The organism is Pseudomonas entomophila (assembly GCF_018417595.1).
Taxonomy (GTDB): Bacteria; Pseudomonadota; Gammaproteobacteria; order Pseudomonadales; family Pseudomonadaceae; genus Aquipseudomonas; species Aquipseudomonas entomophila_C.
This window is the reverse complement of sequence record NZ_CP070982.1, coordinates 4,340,513-4,361,690: the sequence shown is the minus strand read 5'-3', so window position 1 is coordinate 4,361,690 and position 21,178 is coordinate 4,340,513. Positions and strand designations below refer to the sequence as shown.

Genomic DNA, 21,178 nt, shown 5'->3' with positions numbered 1-21,178 from the left:
TTGTTGTGGGGGATCCGCGGGCGTCCTGCTCAGCGTCGTGCCAGGCCCTTCATGCCGTTATAGGTGACCAGGCACAGGGGCAGGGTCAGCATCAGCACACAGGCCAGCACCACCAGCCCTTCATTCACCCCGGCCTGGTCGGAGATCGCGCCGATCAGCACCGGGGCCAGGGCGCCGCCGCCGACGGTGCCGGTGTAGAACCAGGCGAATACCCGGTCGCGACGGTCCCGTGGGGCGAAGTCCGGCACCAGGCCTCCGAGCACCGACGAGGTGCCGTTCAGGGCCACGCCGATCAGCGGCATGACCAGCATCAGTGCGCCGTAGGGCAGCACCAGCGCCAGCAGGATCAGCAGGGCGGTGAGCAGTTCGGTGCAGATCACCGTGCGCACCGGCCCCAGGCGTGCGCCGAGGTAGCCGCAGAACAGCTTGCCGAAGGCGCCGCCGATGAACAGCAGGGACAGTGCCAGGCCGATGTGCTCGGTGCTCGCGCCCTTGCTTTGCAGCAGGAACGGCAGGAAGGTCAGGAAACCCATGCGCACGCCGCTGTCGAGGGTGCCGGTGGCGATCAGCGCCATCAGGCCCGAGGTGCTGCCGGCCTGGTCAGTGTTGCCGGCTTTCTTGCCGGCCTTGTCGTGAGCCTGGGTCCTGGGCATCAGCAGCCACAGGGCGAAGGCGGCGGCGATGCCGAGCACACCGAGCAGGGTGGCGTTGGTCTGCCAGGAGATGTACACCAGCGCCAAACCGGTGAGCCCCGGGATGATGGCCTTGCCGATATCGCCGGCGAAGTTGTACTGGGCCAGGGCCTGCTTGACCCGGCCACTGCCGTCATAGGCATCCGAGACCAGCGCCGAGGCCAGGGGGTGCTGGGTGCTGGCCCCCAGGCCGCCGATCATCAAGGCCAGCAACAGCAGGGTGATATCGGTGGCCTGCGCGGCCAGCAGGTAGGCGAAACCGGCCAGGGCGGTGCCCCTGACCAGCAGGGCCTGCCGGCCCCATTTACGTGCGCCCCGGCTGGCCAGCAACTGGAAGCCGGCCATCATCCCTGCATAGGCGCCGCGCAGCAGGCCGACCTGGGCATAGCTGAGGCCGAAGGCCGCCTGCCAGATCGGCAGCAGTACATAGATCACATCGGTGAGGCCGTCGTGCACGCCGTGGGCGAGGCTGCCCGCGGCCAGGGCCTTGCGGCGGGTGGCCTGGTCGGTGCCATCCGGTTCGTCGAGTTTTTCCAGGGAGATGTCCTGACGCATCGCTTGCTCGCAGTCCTTGTGTCGAATCCTGGCCGAACGCCGCGTGGCGCGGTTCGGTGTGCTGGCTGCAGGGTAGGAGATGCGGGGCGGGGTGGGTATTCGTATTTGCCGAAGGCTGGCGTTTAATAATTCTGAAATAGTTGTAACTGTTTGTTTCTAATGACTGCTTTGCAGTGAGCCAGGCGAAATTTTTATTGGTATGTGAGTCGATATTCGCCGGCGAGGCCGGCGAATGGACCAGGGCCGTCAACACAGCCCTGTTGCTCCCACCGCTGGGTGAAAGTTGCCTCAGGCGTTACTGAACGTGCTGGGTTCCTGCTCGATTTGATACCGGCCAGCCAACCCGATGCGCATGTCGTTGCCGCTAGGTTGCTGGTAAAGGCTCAGCCCAAATTCCGGCAGCACCGCCAGCAGGTAGTCGAAGATATCGCCCTGGATGCGCTCGTACTCGGCCCACGCCGTGGTGGTGGTGAAGCAGTAGATTTCCAGTGGCACGCCTTCGGCGGTGGTCTGCATCTGCCGGACCATGCAGGTCATGCCGGCGTGCACATTGGGGTGGTTCTTCAGGTAGGCGAGGGCGAAGGCACGGAAGGTGCCGATGTTGGTCAGCTTGCGCCGGTTGGCGGCCAGCTCCGCCACCGGGCCCAGGGCCTCGTTCCAGCTGTGCAGCTCCTGGCGCTTCTGCGCCAGGTAGTCGCCGAGCAGGCGTACCTGGCTCAGCCGTTGCTCCTCTTCCGGCGTGAGGAAGCGCACCCCGGCGGCGTCGATGAACAGGCTGCGCTTGATGCGCCGCCCGCCCGACTGCTGCATGCCCCGGTAGTTGCGGAACGACTCGCTCATCAGGCGCCAGGTGGGGATGGAGACGATGGTCTTGTCGAAGTTCTGCACCTTGACCGTGTGCAAGGTGATGTCCACCACATCGCCGTCGGCGCCGACCTGGGGCATCTCGATCCAGTCGCCCACATGCAGCATGTCGTTGCTGGTGAGCTGCACGCTGGCGACGAATGACAGCAGCGTGTCCTTGTATACCAATAGCAGCACCGCCGACATGGCGCCCAGGCCCGACAGCAGCAACAGTGGCGAGCGGTCGATGAGCGTGGCGACGATCACGATGGCGGCGAAGATCCACAGCATCATCTTGGCCAGTTGCACATAGCCCTTGATCGAGCGGGTGCGGGCATGCTCGGTGCGGGCATAGATGTCCAGCAGGGCATCGAGCAGGCACGACAGGGCCATGGTCATGAACAGCAGGGTGAAGGCCAGGGCGAAGTTGCCGAGGAAGTGCTGGGCGGTGTCGGAGAGCTCCGGCACCAGTTTCAGGCCGAACTGGATCACCAGCGAAGGGGTGGTCTGGGCCAGGCGGTGGAACACCTTGTTCTGGCGCAGGTCGTCGAGCCACCGGAGCGCGGGCTGGCGGGCCAGCAGGCGGCTGGCATGCAGGACCAGGAAGCGGGCCAGGCGGCCGACCAGCAGCGAGGCGAGCAGCAGCACCCCCAGCCCGAGCGCGGCATGCAGCAGTGGATGTTGGTCGAGGGTCCCCCAGAGGTCGAGGGTGTCGTGCCAGATGCGTTGGATGTCCATGGGTGTGAAAGCGGTCTGTATAGCGGTACGAAGGGGCTTTAGAGTGCCAATCGGGGCAAAGTTACCAAAAGAAGTTCGGCTCCGACGAAGGAAAACGTTACCCTATGCAACTTGAATTTTTCGCACTTGCCCGAGGTTACGCCGTGTTTTCCCAATTCGCCCTGCACGAACGCCTGCTCAAAGCCGTGGCCGAGCTGAAATTTGTCGAGCCGACGCCGGTGCAGGCAGCGGCCATTCCCCTGGCGTTGCAAGGGCGTGACCTGCGGGTGACGGCGCAGACCGGCAGCGGCAAGACGGCGGCCTTTGTCCTGCCCCTGCTCAACCGCCTGGTCGACCTGAGCGGCCCACGGGTGGAAATCCGCGCGCTGATCCTGCTGCCCACCCGCGAGCTGGCCCAGCAAACCCTCAAGCAGGTGCAACTGTTCTCCCAGTTCACCTACATCAAGTCCGGGCTGGTGACTGGCGGTGAAGACTTCAAGGAACAGGCCGCGATGCTGCGCAAGGTGCCGGACGTGCTGATCGGCACCCCGGGCCGCCTGCTCGAACAGCTCAATGCCGGCAACCTCGACCTTTCCCACGTGAAGGTGCTGATCCTCGACGAAGCCGACCGCATGCTCGACATGGGCTTCGCCGAAGACATGGAGCGCCTGTGCAAGGAGTGCGAGAACCGCGAGCAGACCCTGCTGTTCTCCGCCACTACCGGTGGCGCGGCCCTGCGCGACATCATCGGCAAGGTGCTGAAGGACCCTGAGCACCTGATGCTCAACAGCGTCTCGCAACTGGCCGAAGGCACCCGCCAGCAGATCATCACTGCCGACCACGACCAGCACAAAGAGCAGATCGTGCAGTGGCTGCTGGCCAACGAGACCTACCAGAAAGCGATCATCTTCACCAACACCCGGGCGTTGGCCGATCGCATCTACGGCCACCTGGTGGCGAAAGAAGTCAAAGCCTTCGTCCTGCACGGCGAGAAGGACCAGAAAGACCGCAAGCTGGCCATCGATCGTTTCAAGGATGGCGGCTCCAAGGTGCTGGTAGCCACCGACGTAGCCGCCCGTGGCCTGGATATCGATGGCCTGGACCTGGTGATCAACTTCGACATGCCGCGCAGCGGTGACGAGTACGTGCACCGCATCGGCCGTACCGGCCGCGCCGGTGGCGAAGGCCTGGCGATCTCGCTGATCACCCACAACGACTGGAACTTGATGTCGAGCATCGAGCGCTACCTCAAGCAGCAGTTCGAGCGCCGCGTCATCAAAGAGGTCAAGGGCACCTACAGCGGGCCGAAAAAGGTCAAGGCGTCGGGCAAGGCAGCCGGCACCAAGAAGAAAAAGGTCGAGAAGAAGACTGGCGCCGACAAGAAAGCCGCCGCCAAGCGCAAGCCGGCCGCCAAGCCGAAGGCCAAGGCCCCGTTGGCCAGCGCCGACGGCCTGGCGCCGCTGAAAAAGCGCAAGCCTGCAGCTGAGTAAGCCACGCTTGCGACAAACCCGCCATCGCAATGATGGCGGGTTGATTCACACCTTCCCCAGGTGTTTGTAGCCCATTTCCCAAACTGCTCCCGAGCCCATGCAATTAACCGGCTGACCCCGATACTCCTCTGGCATGTTCAGCCAGGAGGGCGTAGCGTATGTACAGCTGTAAATACAAGGTGTCCCATGGCGTTTGACTGGGACGAAGAGAAGAACCTGCTCAACATCCGCAAGCACGGTATCGACTTCAACGATGTGCCCGAGATGTTCCGGCACCCGATGCTGGCGCTGCGCGATGAACGGTTCGACTACGAAGAGGCACGCTGGATCAGCATGGGCTGGATCAACGCGTGGGTCAGCGTGGTCGCCTACACCGAAAGGCAAGGGGATGTGATCCGCATCATCTCTGCCCGAAGAGCCACCCGACGCGAGGTAACGCGCTATGTCGAAACCATCCGCAAGCATTGACCACACACCTGTCGACACCTCGGACATTCCCGAACTCGATGATGACTTCTTCCGCCGCGCCGAGCTGCGGGTGCCCGCCAAGCAGACCGTGACGATGCGCCTGGATGCCGATGTACTGGCCTGGTTCAAGGAGCAGGGCGCGGGCTATCAGACCCGCATCAACCAGCTGCTGCGCCAGTACATGCTGGCGCAACAGCGGCGCTGATCTCAGGTCCTGCTTTTCGCGGCCTTGAGTTCCTGGATGCGCTTGTCGATCAGCTGGCACTTGTCTGGCAAGTCCTTGCTGGCCGTATCGAGCTTCATACCCTGGAGCTCGTCATTGATTTCCTTGGCCTTCTGCGGGTTCTGTTCGGTCAGTTGACTCACCAGCCCGGCAAGCTCCTCCCTTTTCTGCCTGGCCTCTTCCGGGGTGCAGGCCCAGACGGGCAGGGCACCTAGCAGGCAGGCTGCACAAGCAGTGGATAGCAGTGCTTTCATTCTTCCGATCTCCGGCAATGGGTATGTGCTGTGGAGGTGCGGGGCGGGGAGAGCGTTCGGCTTGGTCGACCGACGGCCCGAGTGGCGGGTGGTCCTGTAGTTTTCGGCGTCCAATAATTTGGCGATATTAATTTGACACTGCAGTGATGGCAAAATAACATCGCGCACCATTTTGCTCGATGCCCAGTCATGTCCGTAAGTCTCCATTTTTCTCACCGAACGGCCTACCTTGCCTTGTGGGCAATGCTGAGCGTGAATCCGGCTTGGGCGGCGTCTCCCGGCGACCAGGACCTGATTCGCGACCGCCAGGACCGGCTACTGCAGGAGCAGCAACGGCGCCTCGACGAGCTGCGCACCTTGCCCGGCAATGCCGCCGAACCCAGCGAAGCGCAACCGGCGGCCGACACCCGCTGCTTCACCATCCGCACCATCGAACTCAAGGGCGCCGACAGCCTGTCCGCTGCGGAGCGCGACGCCTTGCTCAAGCCATTCATTGGCCAGTGCCTGGGCGTCACCCAACTCAACGCCTTGCTCAAAGCCATCACCGACCACTACCTCGACCGCGGCCTGGTCACCAGCCGCGCCTACCTGCCGCAGCAGGACCTGTCCGCCGGCCATCTGCAGGTGCTGGTGGTGGAAGGGCGCCTGGAAGGGCTGCGTCCCGATGCCGGCAGTGGCCTGAGCGATCATGAACTGGCCATGACGTTCCCCGGCGGCACCGGCGAGCGCTTGAACCTGCGCGAGATCGAGCAGATGGTCGACCAGCTCAACCGCCTGCCGTCGAACAAGGCGCAAATGGAGCTGACCCCGGGCAAGGCTGTCGGCGGCAGCAAGGTGCTGGTGCGCAATACCCCGCAGAAGCCGTGGCGCGCCTCGCTCTCGCGCAACAACGAAGGCCAGCGCAGCACCGGCGAGCAGATGCTCAACCTCGGCCTGGAATGGGACAGCCCATTGGGCCTGGCCGACCAGCTGGTGCTGCGCGGTGGCCATGACGTGGTCAGCGACCACACTCTGGGCTCGAAGAATGGCGTGCTGTACTACAACCTGCCCTGGGGCTGGTGGAACTTCACCTACAGCTACAGCGAAAGCGAGTACCGCTCCCTGGCCCAGGCCAACCTCTTCGCCTTCAAACAGACCGGCGACAGCCAGAACCACCAGCTGCGCGCCGAGCGCGTGGTGCACCGCGACGCCACCAGCAAGACCTCGCTCAATGCCGGCATCGCCCACCTGCGCACCAACAACTACATCGAGGACAGCCGCCTGGCGGCCAGCAGCAATCGCCTGAGCGAAGCACAGTTCGGCATCAACCATGGCCGGCGCCTGGGCAATGCCTTCGTCAACCTCGACCTGGGCACGCAGGAAGGCATCGGCGCCTTCGACGCCCAGGACAACGGTCACCCGCGCCCGGGCCAGCCGGTGGCGCGCTACCGCAAGTACAGCGCCACGCTCAGCTATGTGCAGGGTTTCGAGGTGCTGGGCGAGCGCCTGAGTTTCAGCAGCCTGGCCACCGGCCAGCGCAGCGAGGACGTGCTGTTCAGCCCGCAACGCATCAGCCTCGGCGGGCTGTCGTCGGTGCGCGGGCTGAAGGACCAGTCGTTGTCCGGGGACAGCGGCGGCTACTGGCGCAGCGACCTGCGCTGGACCCGCCCGGTGAACTGGCCGGTGTTGCAGCCGATGCTGGCCGAGTACGGCCTGGGCCTGGGCTACGACCTGGGCGTGATCAGCAACGACCGCTACAACGGCGAGTACCACGGCCGCGCCAGCAGCCATTCGCTGGAGCTGTTCGCCCGTGGCCAGCACCTGGCCGCCAGCGTGACCTTCGCCCACAGCCTGGAACGCCCCGATGCGCTGCCTGAAAAGGAACGCCCGGTGTATTTCCGCCTCGACCTCTTCATTTGACCGCCTGACCCACGAGACCTGACATGGACGTTCGCCTGTTCGCCTTCCTGGCCCGCCAACGCTCGGCTGAAATTCAGCCCCGCGCGCATTTCTGCGGGTTGCCCAAGCGCGGCCTGGCGTTCCTGCTGGCCAACGTCATGTTCTGGCAGCCGTTGTGGGCGCAGGCCGCCGAGGGCATCGCGGTCAGCGGGGCGGGCACCAGCCTGGGGCAGGCGGGCAACGGCGTGCCGATCGTCAACATCGCCACGCCCAACGGCAGCGGGCTGTCGCACAACCAGTTCAGCGACTACAACGTCGGCCAGCAGGGGCTGATCCTCAACAACGCCACCGCGCGCACGCAAGCCACGCAACTGGGTGGCATCATCCTCGGCAACCCGAACCTGCAGGGCCAGGCGGCCAGCACCATCATCAACGAAGTCAATGGCGCCAATGCCAGCCAGCTGCGCGGCTACACCGAAGTGGCCGGGCAATCGGCCAAGGTCATCGTCGCCAACGCCCACGGCATCGCCTGCGATGGTTGCGGTTTCATCAACACGCCACAGGCTACCCTGACCACCGGCAAACCGGTGATCGAGAACGGCCAGTTGAGTCGCTACCAGGTCGATCAGGGCCATATCGCCATTGAAGGGGCGGGGGTCAACGCCAGCAACGTCGACAGCTTCGAGCTGATTGCCCGCAGCACGAAGATCAACGCCGAGATCCAGGCCCGCAACCTGGCCATCGTCGCCGGGCGCAACGATGTCGATGCGCGCACATTGACGGCCACGGCACGTCAGGATGACGGCAGCGTGAAACCGACCCTGGCAATCGACTCCAGCGCATTGGGCGGCATGTATGCCGGTGCGGTCAGGTTGGTGGGCACCGAGGCCGGCGTCGGCGTGCGGCTCGACGGGCGGATGATCGCCAGTGGTGGCGACATCCAATTGGACGCCAATGGCCAGCTGAGCATGGCCCAGGCCAGCGCCGCTGGCGATGTTCGGGTACAGGCGGCTGGTATCGATGCGCAGGGGCCGGTGCATGCCGGGCAAACGTTGCAAATGGATAGCCGTGCCGACCTGGTCAACCGGGCGGGTTTGACCGCCGTGGGCCAGGTGCGACTTGACGCCAGCGGCCAGTTGAGCAACCTGGGAGGGGTCCAGGCGGGTATCAGGGCTGACGGCAGCCGTGCGGCTGACGCCGACCTGAAGATCGACGCGGGCGCGGTGGACAATCACAACCAGCGCCTGATCGCCAGCCGCGACCTGACCCTGACCAGCGCTGACCGGCTGAACAACCAGGGTGGCAGCCTCAGCGCCGGGCGCGACGTCAATATCAAGGCCGTAACGCTGGATAACCGCCAACAAGGCAAGGTTATCGCGGATGGGCGCATGACCCTCGGTGGTGGCCAGCTGTTCAACGGTGACGGTGGCAAGGTCACCAGCCAAGGGGCGCTGAGTGCCACCTGGGCGCTGCTTGACAACCAGTCGGGCGAGTTGTCCGGCCTCGATGCCCTGGCGCTCAACCTGGGCAGCCTGGACAACCGCAATGGGCGGGTCCTGGCCAACCGGGGCATCACTGTCACCAGCCAGGGGCTGATCGACAACCGGGCCGGCCGGATCGACAGCCAGGGCACGCTCGAGCTGACCGCCCAGGTGCTGGACAACAGCCAGGGTGGCCTTGCCCGTGGCCAGACGCTGGATCTGGCCATCACGCAGGCCGTGGACAATCGCCAGGGCACCCTGGCTGCGGGCAAGGTGCTGACGCTCAAGGCCGCCAGCCTTGACAACCGCGAACAAGGAAAGCTGCTCAGCGATGGCACGTTGACCACCGGGATCACCGGGCTGCTGGATAACCAGGGCCAGGGCCTGGCAAGCGGCCTGGGCGCCACCCGCATCGAGGCGGGGCGGGTGGACAATCGTGGTGGCCGGCTGGTGGGTAAGGACCTGCTGACCCTTGAGGGCCAGCACTGGGACAACCGCGGCGGCAAGATCGAGGCGACCGGTGCGCTGACACTGACGGTCGACAACCTCGACAACCGCGATCAGGGCCTGGTCAGTGGCCAGGCCTGGGTGCGCTACAACGGCAACGAACTGCTCAACCAGCTCGGTATATTCGGCGCGCGGGGCAACCTGACGCTTGTGGCCGCACACCTGAACAACAGCGGTGGCAGCCTGACCAGTGGTGGTGATCTCGATGGCCGGGTCGCGCGCGTGGAGCAGCTTGGCGGCAAGCTATCCGCCGACGGCGAGCTGACCCTGCGCGGCAGCTCGCTGGTCAACCGCCAGGGGGCCGTGGTGGGCGCCGGGCAGGGCATGCGCCTGACCGTGGGCAACGTCGACAACCGCGGTGGGGAACTGTCCACGGCCAAGGCGCTCAGCCTCACCGGTGAGCATCTGGACAACAGCGCTGGGCAGGTACTGGCCGACACGGCGCTGACGCTCACGGTGGCTGAGGTCATCAACCGGGCCCAGGGCCTGCTGCGTGGCAAAGGGCAACTGACCCTCGACGGCCAGACCCTGGATAACCGTGACGGGCGTCTTTCCGGCGAGCAGGGGGCTCGCCTGCGCCTGGGCCAGGCGCTGAGCAACGGCAAGGGCCTGCTGACCAGCGAGGGTGACCTGGATATTGGCGCCGCCAGTCTCGACAACACCGACGGCGAGCTGACCAGCGCCGGGACGCTGACCCTGGCCACCACGGGCGAGGTCGGTAACCTGCGAGGTTCGGTCACCGCTGATGGCACCCTCGACCTGCGCAGCGCGAGCCTGGACAACCGCGCTGGCGAGATCGGCAGCCAAGGCGCGATCGACATCGTCACCGGCGCGCTGGACAACCGTGACAACGGGCATGTCGTTGGCAACGACCGCTTGACCATCAAGGCCGGCCAGGTCAGAAACGCCGGCCGCGACAGCCGTATCGACAGCGATGGCGCAATGGTCCTCACCGCCAGCGGCCTCGACCAGCAGGCGGGGCGCCTGCTGAGCAAGACCTCGATCACCCTTGACCTCGGCCAGGGCACGTTGACCAACCATGGCCTGGTCAAAGCGCCGACCCTGGTGCTGAACAACCTCGGCAAGGTGGATAACCAGCACGGTGAAATAACCAGCCCGCAAGGCTTCACCCTGGCGGCCACGTCGTTGGACAACCAACAAGGCCGGCTGCTCAGCGAACAGGCACTGATCGTGCGTATCGCCCAGGCAGTGGCCAACACCAAGGGCCTGATTTCGGCCAAGGGTCTCGACCTGCAGGCCGCCAGCCTGGACAACCACGAGGGTATCGCCAGCAGCCGTGCCAGCCTGGTTCTGACTATCGACCAGCGCCTGGACAACCGCCAGGGCACGCTGGTTGGCGATACTTCGGGCCACCTGAGTGCCAAGACCCTGGACAATGCCAAGGGCAAGATTTCCGGCAAGGGTTACTTGCAGATCGAAGCGGACACCCTGGTGAATGCCGCAGGCTCGCTGGTCGGCCTGGAGCAACTACGGATCAAGGGCACCCAGCTGGACAATCGCGAGGCGGGCCTGCTCGGCAGCAATGGGACGATGACCCTGGATGTCGACCAGGTCGACAACCGTGGTGGCGAAATTTCTGGCAAGGCTGCCGTCAGCGTGACCGGCACACAGCTGGAAAACAGCGACGGCGGGCAACTGGTTGTCGGCACCGGGCTGACCCTGGCCCTGCAGCAACTGCTCAATCGCCGCGATGGGCGTATCGAGGCCCAGACCGGCCTGACCCTGACCGGCCAGACGCTGGACAACGACGGTGGCCACCTGGCCAGCCAGCAGGACCTGGCGCTGACCCTGACCGGCGCGGCACTCAACCGGCTGGGCCTGATCAGCGCCGAGGGCCAGCTGACGTTGAAGGCACTGCGGCTGGACAACGACACGGGCACTCTGACCAGCGCAGGCAGCTTGCGGCTGACCACCGAGGATGACCTGAGCAACAAAGGCGGCAAGCTGCTGAGCGACAGCGGCATCACCCTCACCAGTGCCAGCTTCGACAACACCGACAAGGGCGTACTGTCCGGCAAGGGCGCGCTGCGCCTGACCACCGGGCACCTGGACAACAGTCGCCAGGGCAGCATCGGTGGCGACAGCACGCTGGTGGTCCAGGCCGGGCAGCTGGACAACCGCGACGGCGGTCGTGTGGGCAGCCACGAAGACCTCACGGCCACCATCACCGGCCTCGACCAGCAAGGCGGCAAGCTGTTCAGCGACCGATCGGTCCACCTCGACCTGGGCCACGGCCACCTGGACAACCGCGGCGGCTTGATCAATGCCCCCTTGCTGGTGCTGGACAACCTCAAGACGGTGGCCAACCAGGCGGGTGAGATCTCCAGCGACCAGGCCTTCACCCTGACTGCCGAGCAACTGGACAACAACGATGGCCGCCTGCTCGGCAACCAGGGCCTGCTGCTGCGCGTGAGCCAGCGCTTGGACAACCTCAAAGGCCTGATCGGCGCCCATTCGCTGGAGGTCCACGCCGGCGTGCTGGACAACAGCGGCGGTACCCTGAACAGCCAGAGCGGCATGACCCTGACCGTCGATGGCCTGCTGCGCAACCGTGGCCTGGTCGAGGCCAGGGACGCGTTGACCCTGGCTAGCCTGGGCCTCGACAACCAGGGCGGCAAGCTGCTCGGCAGTGCCATCGCCCTGGACCTGGGGGGCGCTAGCCTCGATAACGGCAAGGGCTTGATCAGTACCGCCGGCCAGTTGACCCTCGACCACCTGGGGATGCTCGACAACCAGGCGGGCGAGCTCTCCACCGCCCAGGGGTTGCGGTTCGACGCGACTGGGGTGGACAACCGTGGCGGCAAGCTGATCAGTGAACAGAAGCTGACCCTGAACAGTGGCGTCATCGACAACCAAGGTGGCTTGATATCCGGCTGGCAGGGGCTGAAGGTGATCGGCCAGAGCCTCGACAACCGCCAGCAGGGCACCCTGTCGAGCCGTTTCGGCGCCGTGCAGGCTGACGTCACCGGCGCCTTGCGCAACAGTGCTGGCGGTGCCCTGGTCGCCCAGCAACGCCTGGACGTGACGGCGGCCAGCCTGGACAACAGCGCCAAGGGCGTGTTGTCCAGTGCGGGGGCTCAGCATTTGACGGTCGGCGGTACTCTGGACAACCGCGACGGTGGCTTGATCGACGCGGGCGAGCGCCTCGACATCGACACCCAGTCCCTCGACAACCGCGGTGGGCGCGTGGCGTCCCGCCAGGCGCTGAGCCTGACCGGTGCGAGCCTGGACAACAGCGACGGCAGCCTGGCCACCGAGGATGCCCTCAGCCTCGACCTGCTGGGCGACCTGCTCAATCAGCGGGGCAAGCTGTACAGCGGCAAGGCGTTGCTGGTCCAGCGCGCCAGCCTGATCGACAACCAGGGTGGCCAGGTCGCCAGCCAGGGCCTGCTCAAGCTGATCGCCACCCGCGTCGACAACAGCCTGCGCGGCACCCTGGCCGCCAATGGCCAGCTTGTGGTCAACAGCACAGGGGTGTTGAGCAATGCGGGCGACGGCCTGATCTACAGCCAGCAGGGCGACGTGAGCCTGCAAGCGGCGAGCCTTGGCAACAGCAAGGGTACCGTCCAGGCCAAGGGCGCGATCAACGTCCAGACCACGGCCGACGTCGATAACCAGGGCGGCAAGCTGATCGCCCAGGACGGTGCGCTCGATGTGGCGGCCGCCAGCATCGACAACCGTGGTGGCATCCTGGCCAGCCTCAAGCAGTCGCTCGGCGTGCGCACCACTGGCGTGTTGCGCAACGGCAGTGATGCCAATGGCCAGCGCGGCACCATCCAGGCCTTGAGCCTCGACCTGCAGAGCGCCATGCTGGACAACCACGGTGGGCGGATGGCCGCGACCAGCGGTGATGCGCTGATCCGCACCGGGGAGCTGGACAACCGCGACGGTGCTCTCTCTGCCGGCGGCCTGCTCAAGCTTGATGGCGCCAGCCTGCGCAACGGTGGGGACGCGCGTGGCGAGATGCTCGGCCAACGCATCGAGATGGTGCTGAGCGGCGCCCTGGACAACCGCGGCGGCATCATCGAAAGCGCCAGCACCCTTGACATTACCGCGGCGAGCCTGGACAACCGGCAGGGCCAGCTTCGTGCCCTGGGCGGTGCCGACACCAGCCGTTTCCAGATCGGCGGGGTGCTCGACAACCGTGACGGCAAGCTGGAAACCGCCAACCGCAATCTTGCGTTGGCGGCCGGTGACCTGCTCAACGCCAATGGCACGATCCTGCATGTAGGCCTCGGCGACTTTGGCATCAGCAGCCAGCAGGTGATGGCGGCGGGCGGCAGGCTGTCGACCCGCGGCACGTTGACCCTCAACGCCGACAGCTGGACCAACAGCAGTGTGCTGCAGGCCGGCACGCTCAAGCTCAATGTCGGCACTTTCAACCAGACCGCCAGTGGGCAACTGCTGGCGACGAATGCGCTGATCGGCAGCGGTGGCAACTGGCACAACGATGGGCTGATCGCCAGCGATGGCAGCTTCAGCCTGACGCTGAGTGGGCGCTACTCTGGCGACGGCCGCCTGGCCAGCCTGGCCGACATGACCCTGTCCGCGGCACAGATGAACCTGGGCAGGGCCGGCAGCATCGCTGGCGGCGGCAATGTCGGGATCGATATCGCCGGCCAACTAATCAATGAGGGGCGTCTGTCCGCAGCCTCCGACCTGACGCTGCGCGCGGCTGGCATCACCAACCATGGCGCCATCGCCGCGTCCCGTGACCTGGTGTTGACGGCCGACACGGTGCTCAACGAGCAGGCTGCCGATGGCAGCCGCGGCTTCCTGTTCAGTGGCCGCGACATGGCCATCCGTGCCGGTGATTTCACCAACCGCTACGCGGATGTCTACAGCCTGGGCAACCTGCTGGTGGCCGGCGTCGCCCCAGGCAGCGCCGCAGCCAAGGTGCTGAACAGCTCGGGTACCATCGAGGCGGGTGTCGACATCGACCTGCAAGCGTCCAGTTTCGTCAACGAGCGCAACAAGTTCCGTGCGACCGAGTCCATCACCGGCGGCTACATGACCATCTGGTGCGTCCAGCACTGTGGCAGCTCGGGATGGGTGAGAGGGCCGGTATTCGTCTACAAGACGGAGTCGACCGTTGTCCACGAAGACTCGCCCATGGCCACGCTGGTGGCTGGCCATGACCTGGACTTCAACGGTGGCACCTTCAGCAACTCACGCAGTGTCGTTTCTGCAGGTAATGATCTCACCCTGACGGCCGGCACCATCACCAACGAAGGGACTCGATCCAGTTCTGGCACGTCCAAGAGAGAGATCGGCGCCGGTTCGAAGATCCCGAGCAGATACTTCAATCAACTGATTGCCGAGGTGGATGCCTACAACCAGGCCCACCCGCAATCCGGCCCCTTCGACGAGGCGGCCTTCAAGGCGTTGCTCGCAAAGTTCGACGTGGCGTATTTCTACGACCGGGACAAGGAGTCCACCCTCCAGAACGATGGCCAGTTCATCGCCCCCGCGATCATCCAGGCGGGCGGGATGGCGAAGCTCAACGCCACCTATGACATCAACAACGTAGTGGTGCAGCACTCATCCTCGAGCCTCAGCAACAAAGCGTTCAATACCCAGGTTTCCAGTGCCACGCCGCCGACGGTGGTCCGGCTCAATGCCCAGCTGCCGCCCGACCTGGCGCACAAGCAGGTCGATCCGACGGCGCTGCCGGGCTTCAGCCTGCCGGTCGGCCAGAACGGCCTGTTTCGCCTGAGTGGGCAAGGCAACAACACGGCTAATGGCCTGGCGCCGCAATGGACGCTGGGCAACGCCAGCCTGGCCGTTACCCAGCGCCAGGCGCTGGCCGGCAGCCATTCGGGCTCGCTGCAGGCGCTGGACGCCACCACCTCCACGCTGAGCGAGCAGCAGATCGAGCGCGTTGCCCACCTGGGCTCGGCGCCTGCGGGCAAGGCCAGCGCCATTGGCGTCTACGCCCCCGTCGGCACGGCCGTGGACGCCACGCAGGGGCGTGGCAGCGAGCCGCTGGTCGGCACGCCGCCGCAGGTCCCTGGTATCACGCGCATGCCGGACACCCAGTACACCAGCCAGCCGCACAAGTACCTGATCGAAACCAACCCGGTGCTGACCGAACTCAAGCAGTTCATGAGCTCCGACTACCTGCTCGGCAACCTGGGTTACGACCCGGACAAGAGCTGGAAGCGCCTCGGTGACGGCTTCTACGAGCAGCGCCTGATCCAGCAGGCGGTGGTGGCGCGCACCGGCCAGCAGTTCATCGATGGCCAGACCTCAGGCGAGCAGTTGTACAAGCAGCTGATGGACAATGCCGTGCGCAGCAAGACCGAGCTCAACCTGAGCCTGGGTGTCGGCCTGACCTCGGCCCAGGTCGCGGCGCTGACCCATGACATCGTCTGGCTCGAAGAGCGCGAGTTCGGCGGCGAGAAAGTCCTGGCGCCGGTGCTGTACCTGGCCCACGCCAACAACCGCCTGGGCCCGGACGGCGCGCTGATCGCCGGCCAGGACATGCAACTGCTCGCCGGCCGCAACCTCGACAACGTCGGCACCCTGCACGCCACGCGGGGCCTGTCCGCGGTGGTGGGCAACGACCTGGAAAACGCCGGCCTGATCGAGTCGGGCGGTCGTCTCGACCTGCTGGCGGGCAACAACATGGTCAACCACGCGGGTGGCATCATCACCGGGCGCGACGTCAGCGTGACGACCCTCAGTGGCGATCTCATCAACCAGCGCGACCGTACGCGCATCACGCATGACTACGGTGTCTATCAGCAGCAGAGCGACTACCTCGACAGCGCCGCGCGCATCGAGGCCGGTAACGACCTGCTGGTGAATGTCGGCCGCGACCTGCTCAATGGCGGGTCGGTCCTGCAGGCCGGCCGTGACCTGAATGTCAGTACCGGCCGCGATATTGTGATCAGCGCGACCGAACGCGCCGACCACTTGGAGAAGAATGGCCGGCAGCTCAATGGCACCGTGCGCCAGTCCGTTTCGCAACTGGGTGCGGGCCGTGACGTCACCCTGAAGGCTGGCCGGGACTTCGCCGCTATTGCCGGTGAAATCGAGGCCAAGCGCGATATCGCCATCGACGCGGTGGGCGACATGACCCTGGCCTCCGCCGCCGACGAGGACCACTTCTACTCCAAGAGCAAGAAACTGACGATCCAGGAGGATCATGTCCGCCAGGTGGGCACCCAGCTGATCGCGGGTGGCGATGTGTCGCTGAGGACCGGTGAGGACATGAAGCTGGTGTCCAGCAGCGTCACTGCCGGTGATGCTGCCTATCTCTATGCCGGCGGCGATATCGAACTGCTGGCCGAGACCGACAGCGACTATTCGCTGTACGACAAGAAGAGCAAGGGCAGCTGGGGCAAGAAGAAGACCCAGCGCGACGAAGTGACCGACGTGCGCCACGTCGGCAGCGAGATCACCACGGGAGGCGACCTGACGCTGCAGAGCGGCGGTGACCAGCGCTACCAGGCGGCCAAGCTGGAGAGTGGCAAGGACCTGACTTTGGAGAGTGGCGGGGAGATCGCCTTCGAAGGGGTGAAGGACCTGCATCAGGAGAGCCACGCCAAGAGCAGCAGCAGCCTGGCCTGGAACAGTGCAAAAGGCAAGGGCAGTACCGATGAGACACTACGCCAGAGCCAATTACTGGCCAATGGCGAGATGGTGCTCAAGGCCGCTGATGGCGTGAAGGTCGACCTCAAGCATATCGATCAACAGTCCGTGGCTCAGACCATCGACGCGATGGTCCAGGCTGACCCTCAGCTGGCATGGCTCAAGGAAGCCGAGAAGCGCGGCGATGTGGATTGGCGCCGCGTCCAGGAGGTTCACGACAGCTACAAGTACAGCCACTCTGGGCTTGGCCAGGGGGCCATGCTGGCGATCATCATCATCGTCACGGTGCTTACCGCCGGTGCGGCAAGTAGCGCAGTCGGTACCGCCTTCGCTGGCGCGGGCTCCGCAGGCAGTGGCACGGTCATGGCGGCAGGCGGCATCTCCACCGTTGGCGCGTCAACCGGAACCTTTGTTGCTGCTGGCTGGGGCAATGCGATGGTGACGGCGGGCCTGACCTCCATGGCCAGTACCAGTGCAGTCAGCGCCATCAACAACCGTGGCGACTTGGGCGCGGTGTTGAAGGAGGTCACTTCGTCCGACAACCTCAAAGGGTATGCCGTCGGCGCGATTACTGCGGGAATCACCTCAGGCTACCTCAATGACGCATTCGGCATTTCAGCCGAGAACCTGAGTAAACCCACCTTTGGCTTTAACCTGGGCACGCTCTCCGGCCTCGGCAAATTTGCCGGTTATACAGGCTCCCAGGCAGTGGTAGGTGCAGTGGCCAAGTCCGCGCTGGAGGGTGGCCACCTGGGGCGCAACCTCAGCGATGCAGGCAAGAACTTTGTCGGCAATGCGCTGGCGGCCGCGATCTACAAGCAACTGGGCGATCAGCTGAACTTCGCAGGCCTGCCAACCAAGACCGCGGCGCATGCCCTTGTCGGCGGGTTGCTAGCCGAGGCCGCAGGCGGTGATTTCCGCTCAGGCGCCATCGCGGCGGGGGCGAACGAAGCCTTTGTCGCCACGGTTGGAGAGCGAATTTTCCCTGGGGATACGCATGCGCAGTTGCTGAGCATGACCTCACAGTTGCTGGGCTTGACGGTAGCGGCAGGCCTGGGGGCAGATGAGAAAGGTCAGCAGGTGGCAGGTTGGGTGGCGCAGAACGCTACCCAGTACAACAACCTCGATCACCCCACCGCTGAGCGCATGCTGGGTGAATTGAAGGAATGCCGCGCCACCCACCAGTGCACCGGCGCCAAGATCCAGGACATCCTGGATCGCTACGAAGGCCTCTCCATTGCCCGAGCGAAGGCGATGAACGCTTGCGGCACTCGCGAGTGCTCTCAGGCCGTGGCCGACAGTGCGGTCGCGATCGACAGCCCGGTCGCCAAGGAACTGATCGCCTTCTTCAAGAATACGGGCTACGACACGGTCGGTTTGCTCAACGGCAACCCAGGGCAACACATGGTGCCGTCGATGAACCCGGCTGGCACCGGTGGGCTGTTCGTGTCTGACAAGCAACTGCTCTTTGCCAAGTTCGTCAAGGAGGGCTGGCTGACACCGGCTGAGCAGTCGAAGCTTGGGCAGTGGTCCACGGAGACCTCCTGGCTTGATCGTGCGGTCGGCCGGCAGTTGACGATCCAGGAAAAGGCCACGTTGATCACCGAACTTGGCACGACCGGGGCACTGGCCATCATGGCCGGTGGCCGTGGTGGGGTTGCCGCGAGCGGGGCCGGTAATGGCAAGGCTGGAGGTGGCAAGGTCGGCCCGGGCGAGGGGGCGAAGGTGCCGCCATGTCCGCGCTGTTTCGCAGCCGGTACGCAGGTGGCGACCCCTGATGGCGACCGTGCGATCGAAACGCTCAAGGTTGGCGACGTGGTGTGGAGCAAGCCAGAGCGTGGCGGCAAGCCGTTTGCTGCGGCGATTACAGCGACCCACGTGCGCAATGACCAGCCGATCTACCGTCTGACCCTGGAAAACATCCATTCCGACGGCAAAGACAGGTCCGAGACACTACTGGTGACGCCGAGCCACCCCTTCTATGTACCGGCCAAGCATGACTTCGTGCCGATGGGGGAGCTCAGGCCTGGGGACCTGCTGCAGTCGCTGGCGGATGGCGAGGGTGAAGGCACGTCGATCCGCGTGGTTTCGGCACGGCTCTACAAATCGGTTGGGAAGACGTATAACCTGACGGTGGATGTGGGGCATACGTTCTATGTGGGTGAATTGCGCACGTGGGTACACAATACTGGTGGGCCATGTGATATCACAGGGAATAGTGCCAATGGTGCAAAAGGTGGAGCTGCTAGCTCCGGCGCTGAAAATGCGGCCTTGTATCCAAAGCTGAAGGATCAACTGATACAAAAAAACCTGAGCAATATTGCGGCTCAGGACTCAAGATTAGCTGCGGCTGTGAACGGCAGCGGAACGAAAAATCCGAACTTCTCTATAGGTCAAGGTACATCTTTCGAAGCTAATAAATTGGGTAAAATTTGGGTTGGAGATGGTGCAACAAAAACAAGTGACGGGCTTGGTTTTATTAGCGCGGACGGCACTCGTGTATATAGGCCGCCAACATCCAAAGATTCATCTTTTGCAACGACAGGCGTGCAGGCCAATTTTGAAACATACAAAATCAATCCGGCAACAGGCCAGCGCGTAAAAGTAAGTAACGGCCATCTGAATGTGGCTGACTAGGAGGAATGATGCGTGCTGTTGTAAAAGGTATTTCTAATGATATTTTTGATGTCGAGACCTACGTTCCCGAGAATCTAGACAGCTTTTCTTTAAGTCTTCGTATTCGAATTGGGCTTGATTGTACGCAAGGGGCAGATGATTTTGAGCTTTTCATCTGCAATCCAAAGTGGTTAGAAGAGACAATGTGGGAGCCTCGTTGGGGGAGAGGCCTATTAATTGTTCGGGAATATGATTTTTCGACTATTAATGGATTGATTCATGAGTATGTGAATCGCTGCGAGGGGGATAGCTGGGAAGCTATCGTGATAAAGCTGGGGAAGGTATTTTCCTGGGAGTTTGATGATTACCAATCCTAATCAATAGGATTATTTATCTAACGCCGGCCTCGTGCCGGTGTTGTTTTATCTGCTTGCTGCAAAATCTCCCTTCCTTCGCTGCTCGCTTTGGTCGTGGCCTGAGCGATCGGGAGTGTCAGTTTTTTTGTGTGCGGGCCGGTAACGGCCTGCCGCCAGGCAGGCCTTGATTTCACCAGGTCGGCCTGATGAACCGATCTCCGTACAGAATCGCAAATTGATTCATCGCGCTTTTCCAATCATGGGCCGGTTTTCCCCAATTGGCTGTTATGTTGCGCAATCCCAACCAAATCAGTTTGGTCGCTGCGTCATCATTCGGGAAATGCCCGCGAGTCTTGATGACCTTGCGTAGCTGGGCGTTGATGCTCTCGATGGCGTTGGTGGTGTAAATCACCTTTCTGATGGCCGGTGGGAAGACGAAAAATGGAATCACTCGATCCCAGGCGCGTCTCCAGGCAGCCACCACCGTTGGATATTTCTCGCCCCACGGCCCGTTCTCAAACTCATCGAGTGCTTGCTCAGCCGCTTCAGCATTAATGGCTTGGTAAATCGGCTTCAGCTCCTTGGCCAGAGCCCGCCGCTTGTCCCAGGCCGCGAAGTCGAGGCTGTTGCGGATCAGGTGCACGATGCACGTTTGCAACGTCGTCTCTGGAAACACGGCACTGAGAGCCTCTGGCATACCTTTGAGGCCATCGGTCACGGCAATCAGCACATCTTCGACACCGCGCGTCTTGAGATCGTTAAAGACCTTCATCCAAAACTTCGCGCCCTCGGTGTTCTCGATCCAGATGCCCAGGATATCCCGCGTCCCGTCGGGGAGGACGCCCAGGGCCAGGTAAATGGCCTTGTTGCGCACCAGGCCCTCTTCGCGGATCTTCACCCGCAGTGCATCGAAGAAAATGACCGGGTACATCGGCTCCAGTGGCCGCTGTTGCCACGCGCCAATCTCGTCCATGACCTCGTCTGTCACAGAGCTGATGAAGTCGGGTGAGACCTCTGTTCCATACTGCTCGGACAAAAAGGCTCGGATCTCTCTGACCGTCATTCCACGGGCGTACATGGCGATGATCTTGTCATCGAAACCGGTGTACCGCCGCTCGTGCTTGGGGATCAGAATGGGCGAAAAACTGCCGTCTCGATCGCGAGGAATTTCCAGCCGCAGCGGGCCATCCCCCGTTAAAACCGTCTTGCCACTCTTGCCGTTACGCTGGTTGGTTTCATCCTCTGGGCGCTGCGCGCCCGGCGGATAGCCCAGGTGGTGGCCAAGCTCGGCATGCAGAGCGCGTTCGATCAGGGCCTTCTTGAACGCCGCGGAGGCATCCTCGATAGCTTCTGCGGTCATTAGGCCCTCACCGAACTGCTCCAGCAGCTCTTTGGGGATTTTGGGCAGGTCACGCAAGGGTTTCTTTTTGGTTGGCATACATGCACCTCTTACTCATGTTATGCCCGAACACAAAATTTCT

General features: G+C 63.7%; 10 protein-coding genes. 6 read left to right on the top strand and 4 right to left on the bottom strand.

Annotation, left to right across the window (positions count from 1 at the left end; translation table 11 throughout):
• Positions 1-29: 29 nt before the first annotated feature.
• Together JYG34_RS18875 and JYG34_RS18870 are read right to left on the bottom strand one after the other, a co-directional pair.
• Entirely contained in the window at positions 30-1,247 is a 1,218-nt protein-coding gene (locus JYG34_RS18875; RefSeq protein WP_213657826.1) for an MFS transporter, read from the bottom strand.
• 288 nt (positions 1,248-1,535) lie between these two features.
• The gene (locus JYG34_RS18870; protein ID WP_213657825.1) at positions 1,536-2,828 is read right to left on the bottom strand and encodes a mechanosensitive ion channel family protein; all 1,293 of its coding nucleotides are present in this window, start codon (positions 2,826-2,828) and stop codon (positions 1,536-1,538) included.
• Positions 2,829-2,971: 143 nt separating this feature from the next.
• On the opposite strand from JYG34_RS18870, the gene JYG34_RS18865 reads away from it, so the two are divergent.
• The 3 genes from JYG34_RS18865 to JYG34_RS18855 all read left to right on the top strand — a co-directional run bounded on the left by JYG34_RS18865 (position 2,972) and on the right by JYG34_RS18855 (position 4,970).
• Entirely contained in the window at positions 2,972-4,297 is a 1,326-nt protein-coding gene (locus tag JYG34_RS18865; RefSeq protein ID WP_434011751.1) for a DEAD/DEAH box helicase, read from the top strand.
• 186 nt (positions 4,298-4,483) lie between these two features.
• A complete protein-coding gene (locus JYG34_RS18860) occupies positions 4,484-4,765 on the top strand; it encodes a BrnT family toxin (RefSeq protein ID WP_213657823.1) in 282 nt (93 codons plus the stop codon).
• Positions 4,740-4,970: a BrnA antitoxin family protein gene (locus JYG34_RS18855; protein WP_213657822.1), complete on the top strand. Its 231-nt coding sequence runs from the start codon at positions 4,740-4,742 to the stop codon at positions 4,968-4,970. Before JYG34_RS18860 ends, JYG34_RS18855 begins: the two co-directional genes overlap by 26 nt.
• A 2-nt stretch (positions 4,971-4,972) precedes the next feature.
• Here the strand turns inward: JYG34_RS18855 and JYG34_RS18850 are convergent, their stop codons facing one another.
• Positions 4,973-5,242, bottom strand: a complete 270-nt coding sequence (locus tag JYG34_RS18850) for a hypothetical protein (protein WP_213661223.1) — start codon at positions 5,240-5,242, stop codon at positions 4,973-4,975.
• A 243-nt stretch (positions 5,243-5,485) separates the two neighbouring features.
• Between JYG34_RS18850 and JYG34_RS18845 the strand changes: the two genes are divergently transcribed.
• From JYG34_RS18845 to JYG34_RS18835, 3 genes are read left to right on the top strand one after another with little or no spacing between them, the layout of a single operon-like run.
• Positions 5,486-7,141: a ShlB/FhaC/HecB family hemolysin secretion/activation protein gene (locus tag JYG34_RS18845; protein ID WP_249746182.1), complete on the top strand. Its 1,656-nt coding sequence runs from the start codon at positions 5,486-5,488 to the stop codon at positions 7,139-7,141.
• A 23-nt stretch (positions 7,142-7,164) separates the two neighbouring features.
• On the top strand, positions 7,165-19,362 hold the full coding sequence (locus JYG34_RS18840) for a DUF637 domain-containing protein (RefSeq protein ID WP_213657820.1): 12,198 nt from the start codon (positions 7,165-7,167) through the stop codon (positions 19,360-19,362).
• A gap of 8 nt (positions 19,363-19,370) precedes the next feature.
• Positions 19,371-19,718, top strand: a complete 348-nt coding sequence (locus JYG34_RS18835; RefSeq protein ID WP_213657819.1) for an immunity 8 family protein — start codon at positions 19,371-19,373, stop codon at positions 19,716-19,718.
• A gap of 169 nt (positions 19,719-19,887) precedes the next feature.
• On the opposite strand, the gene JYG34_RS18830 is transcribed toward JYG34_RS18835, so the two are convergent.
• Positions 19,888-21,135, bottom strand: a complete 1,248-nt coding sequence (locus JYG34_RS18830) for an IS256 family transposase (RefSeq protein WP_213657248.1) — start codon at positions 21,133-21,135, stop codon at positions 19,888-19,890.
• Positions 21,136-21,178 lie beyond the last annotated feature (43 nt).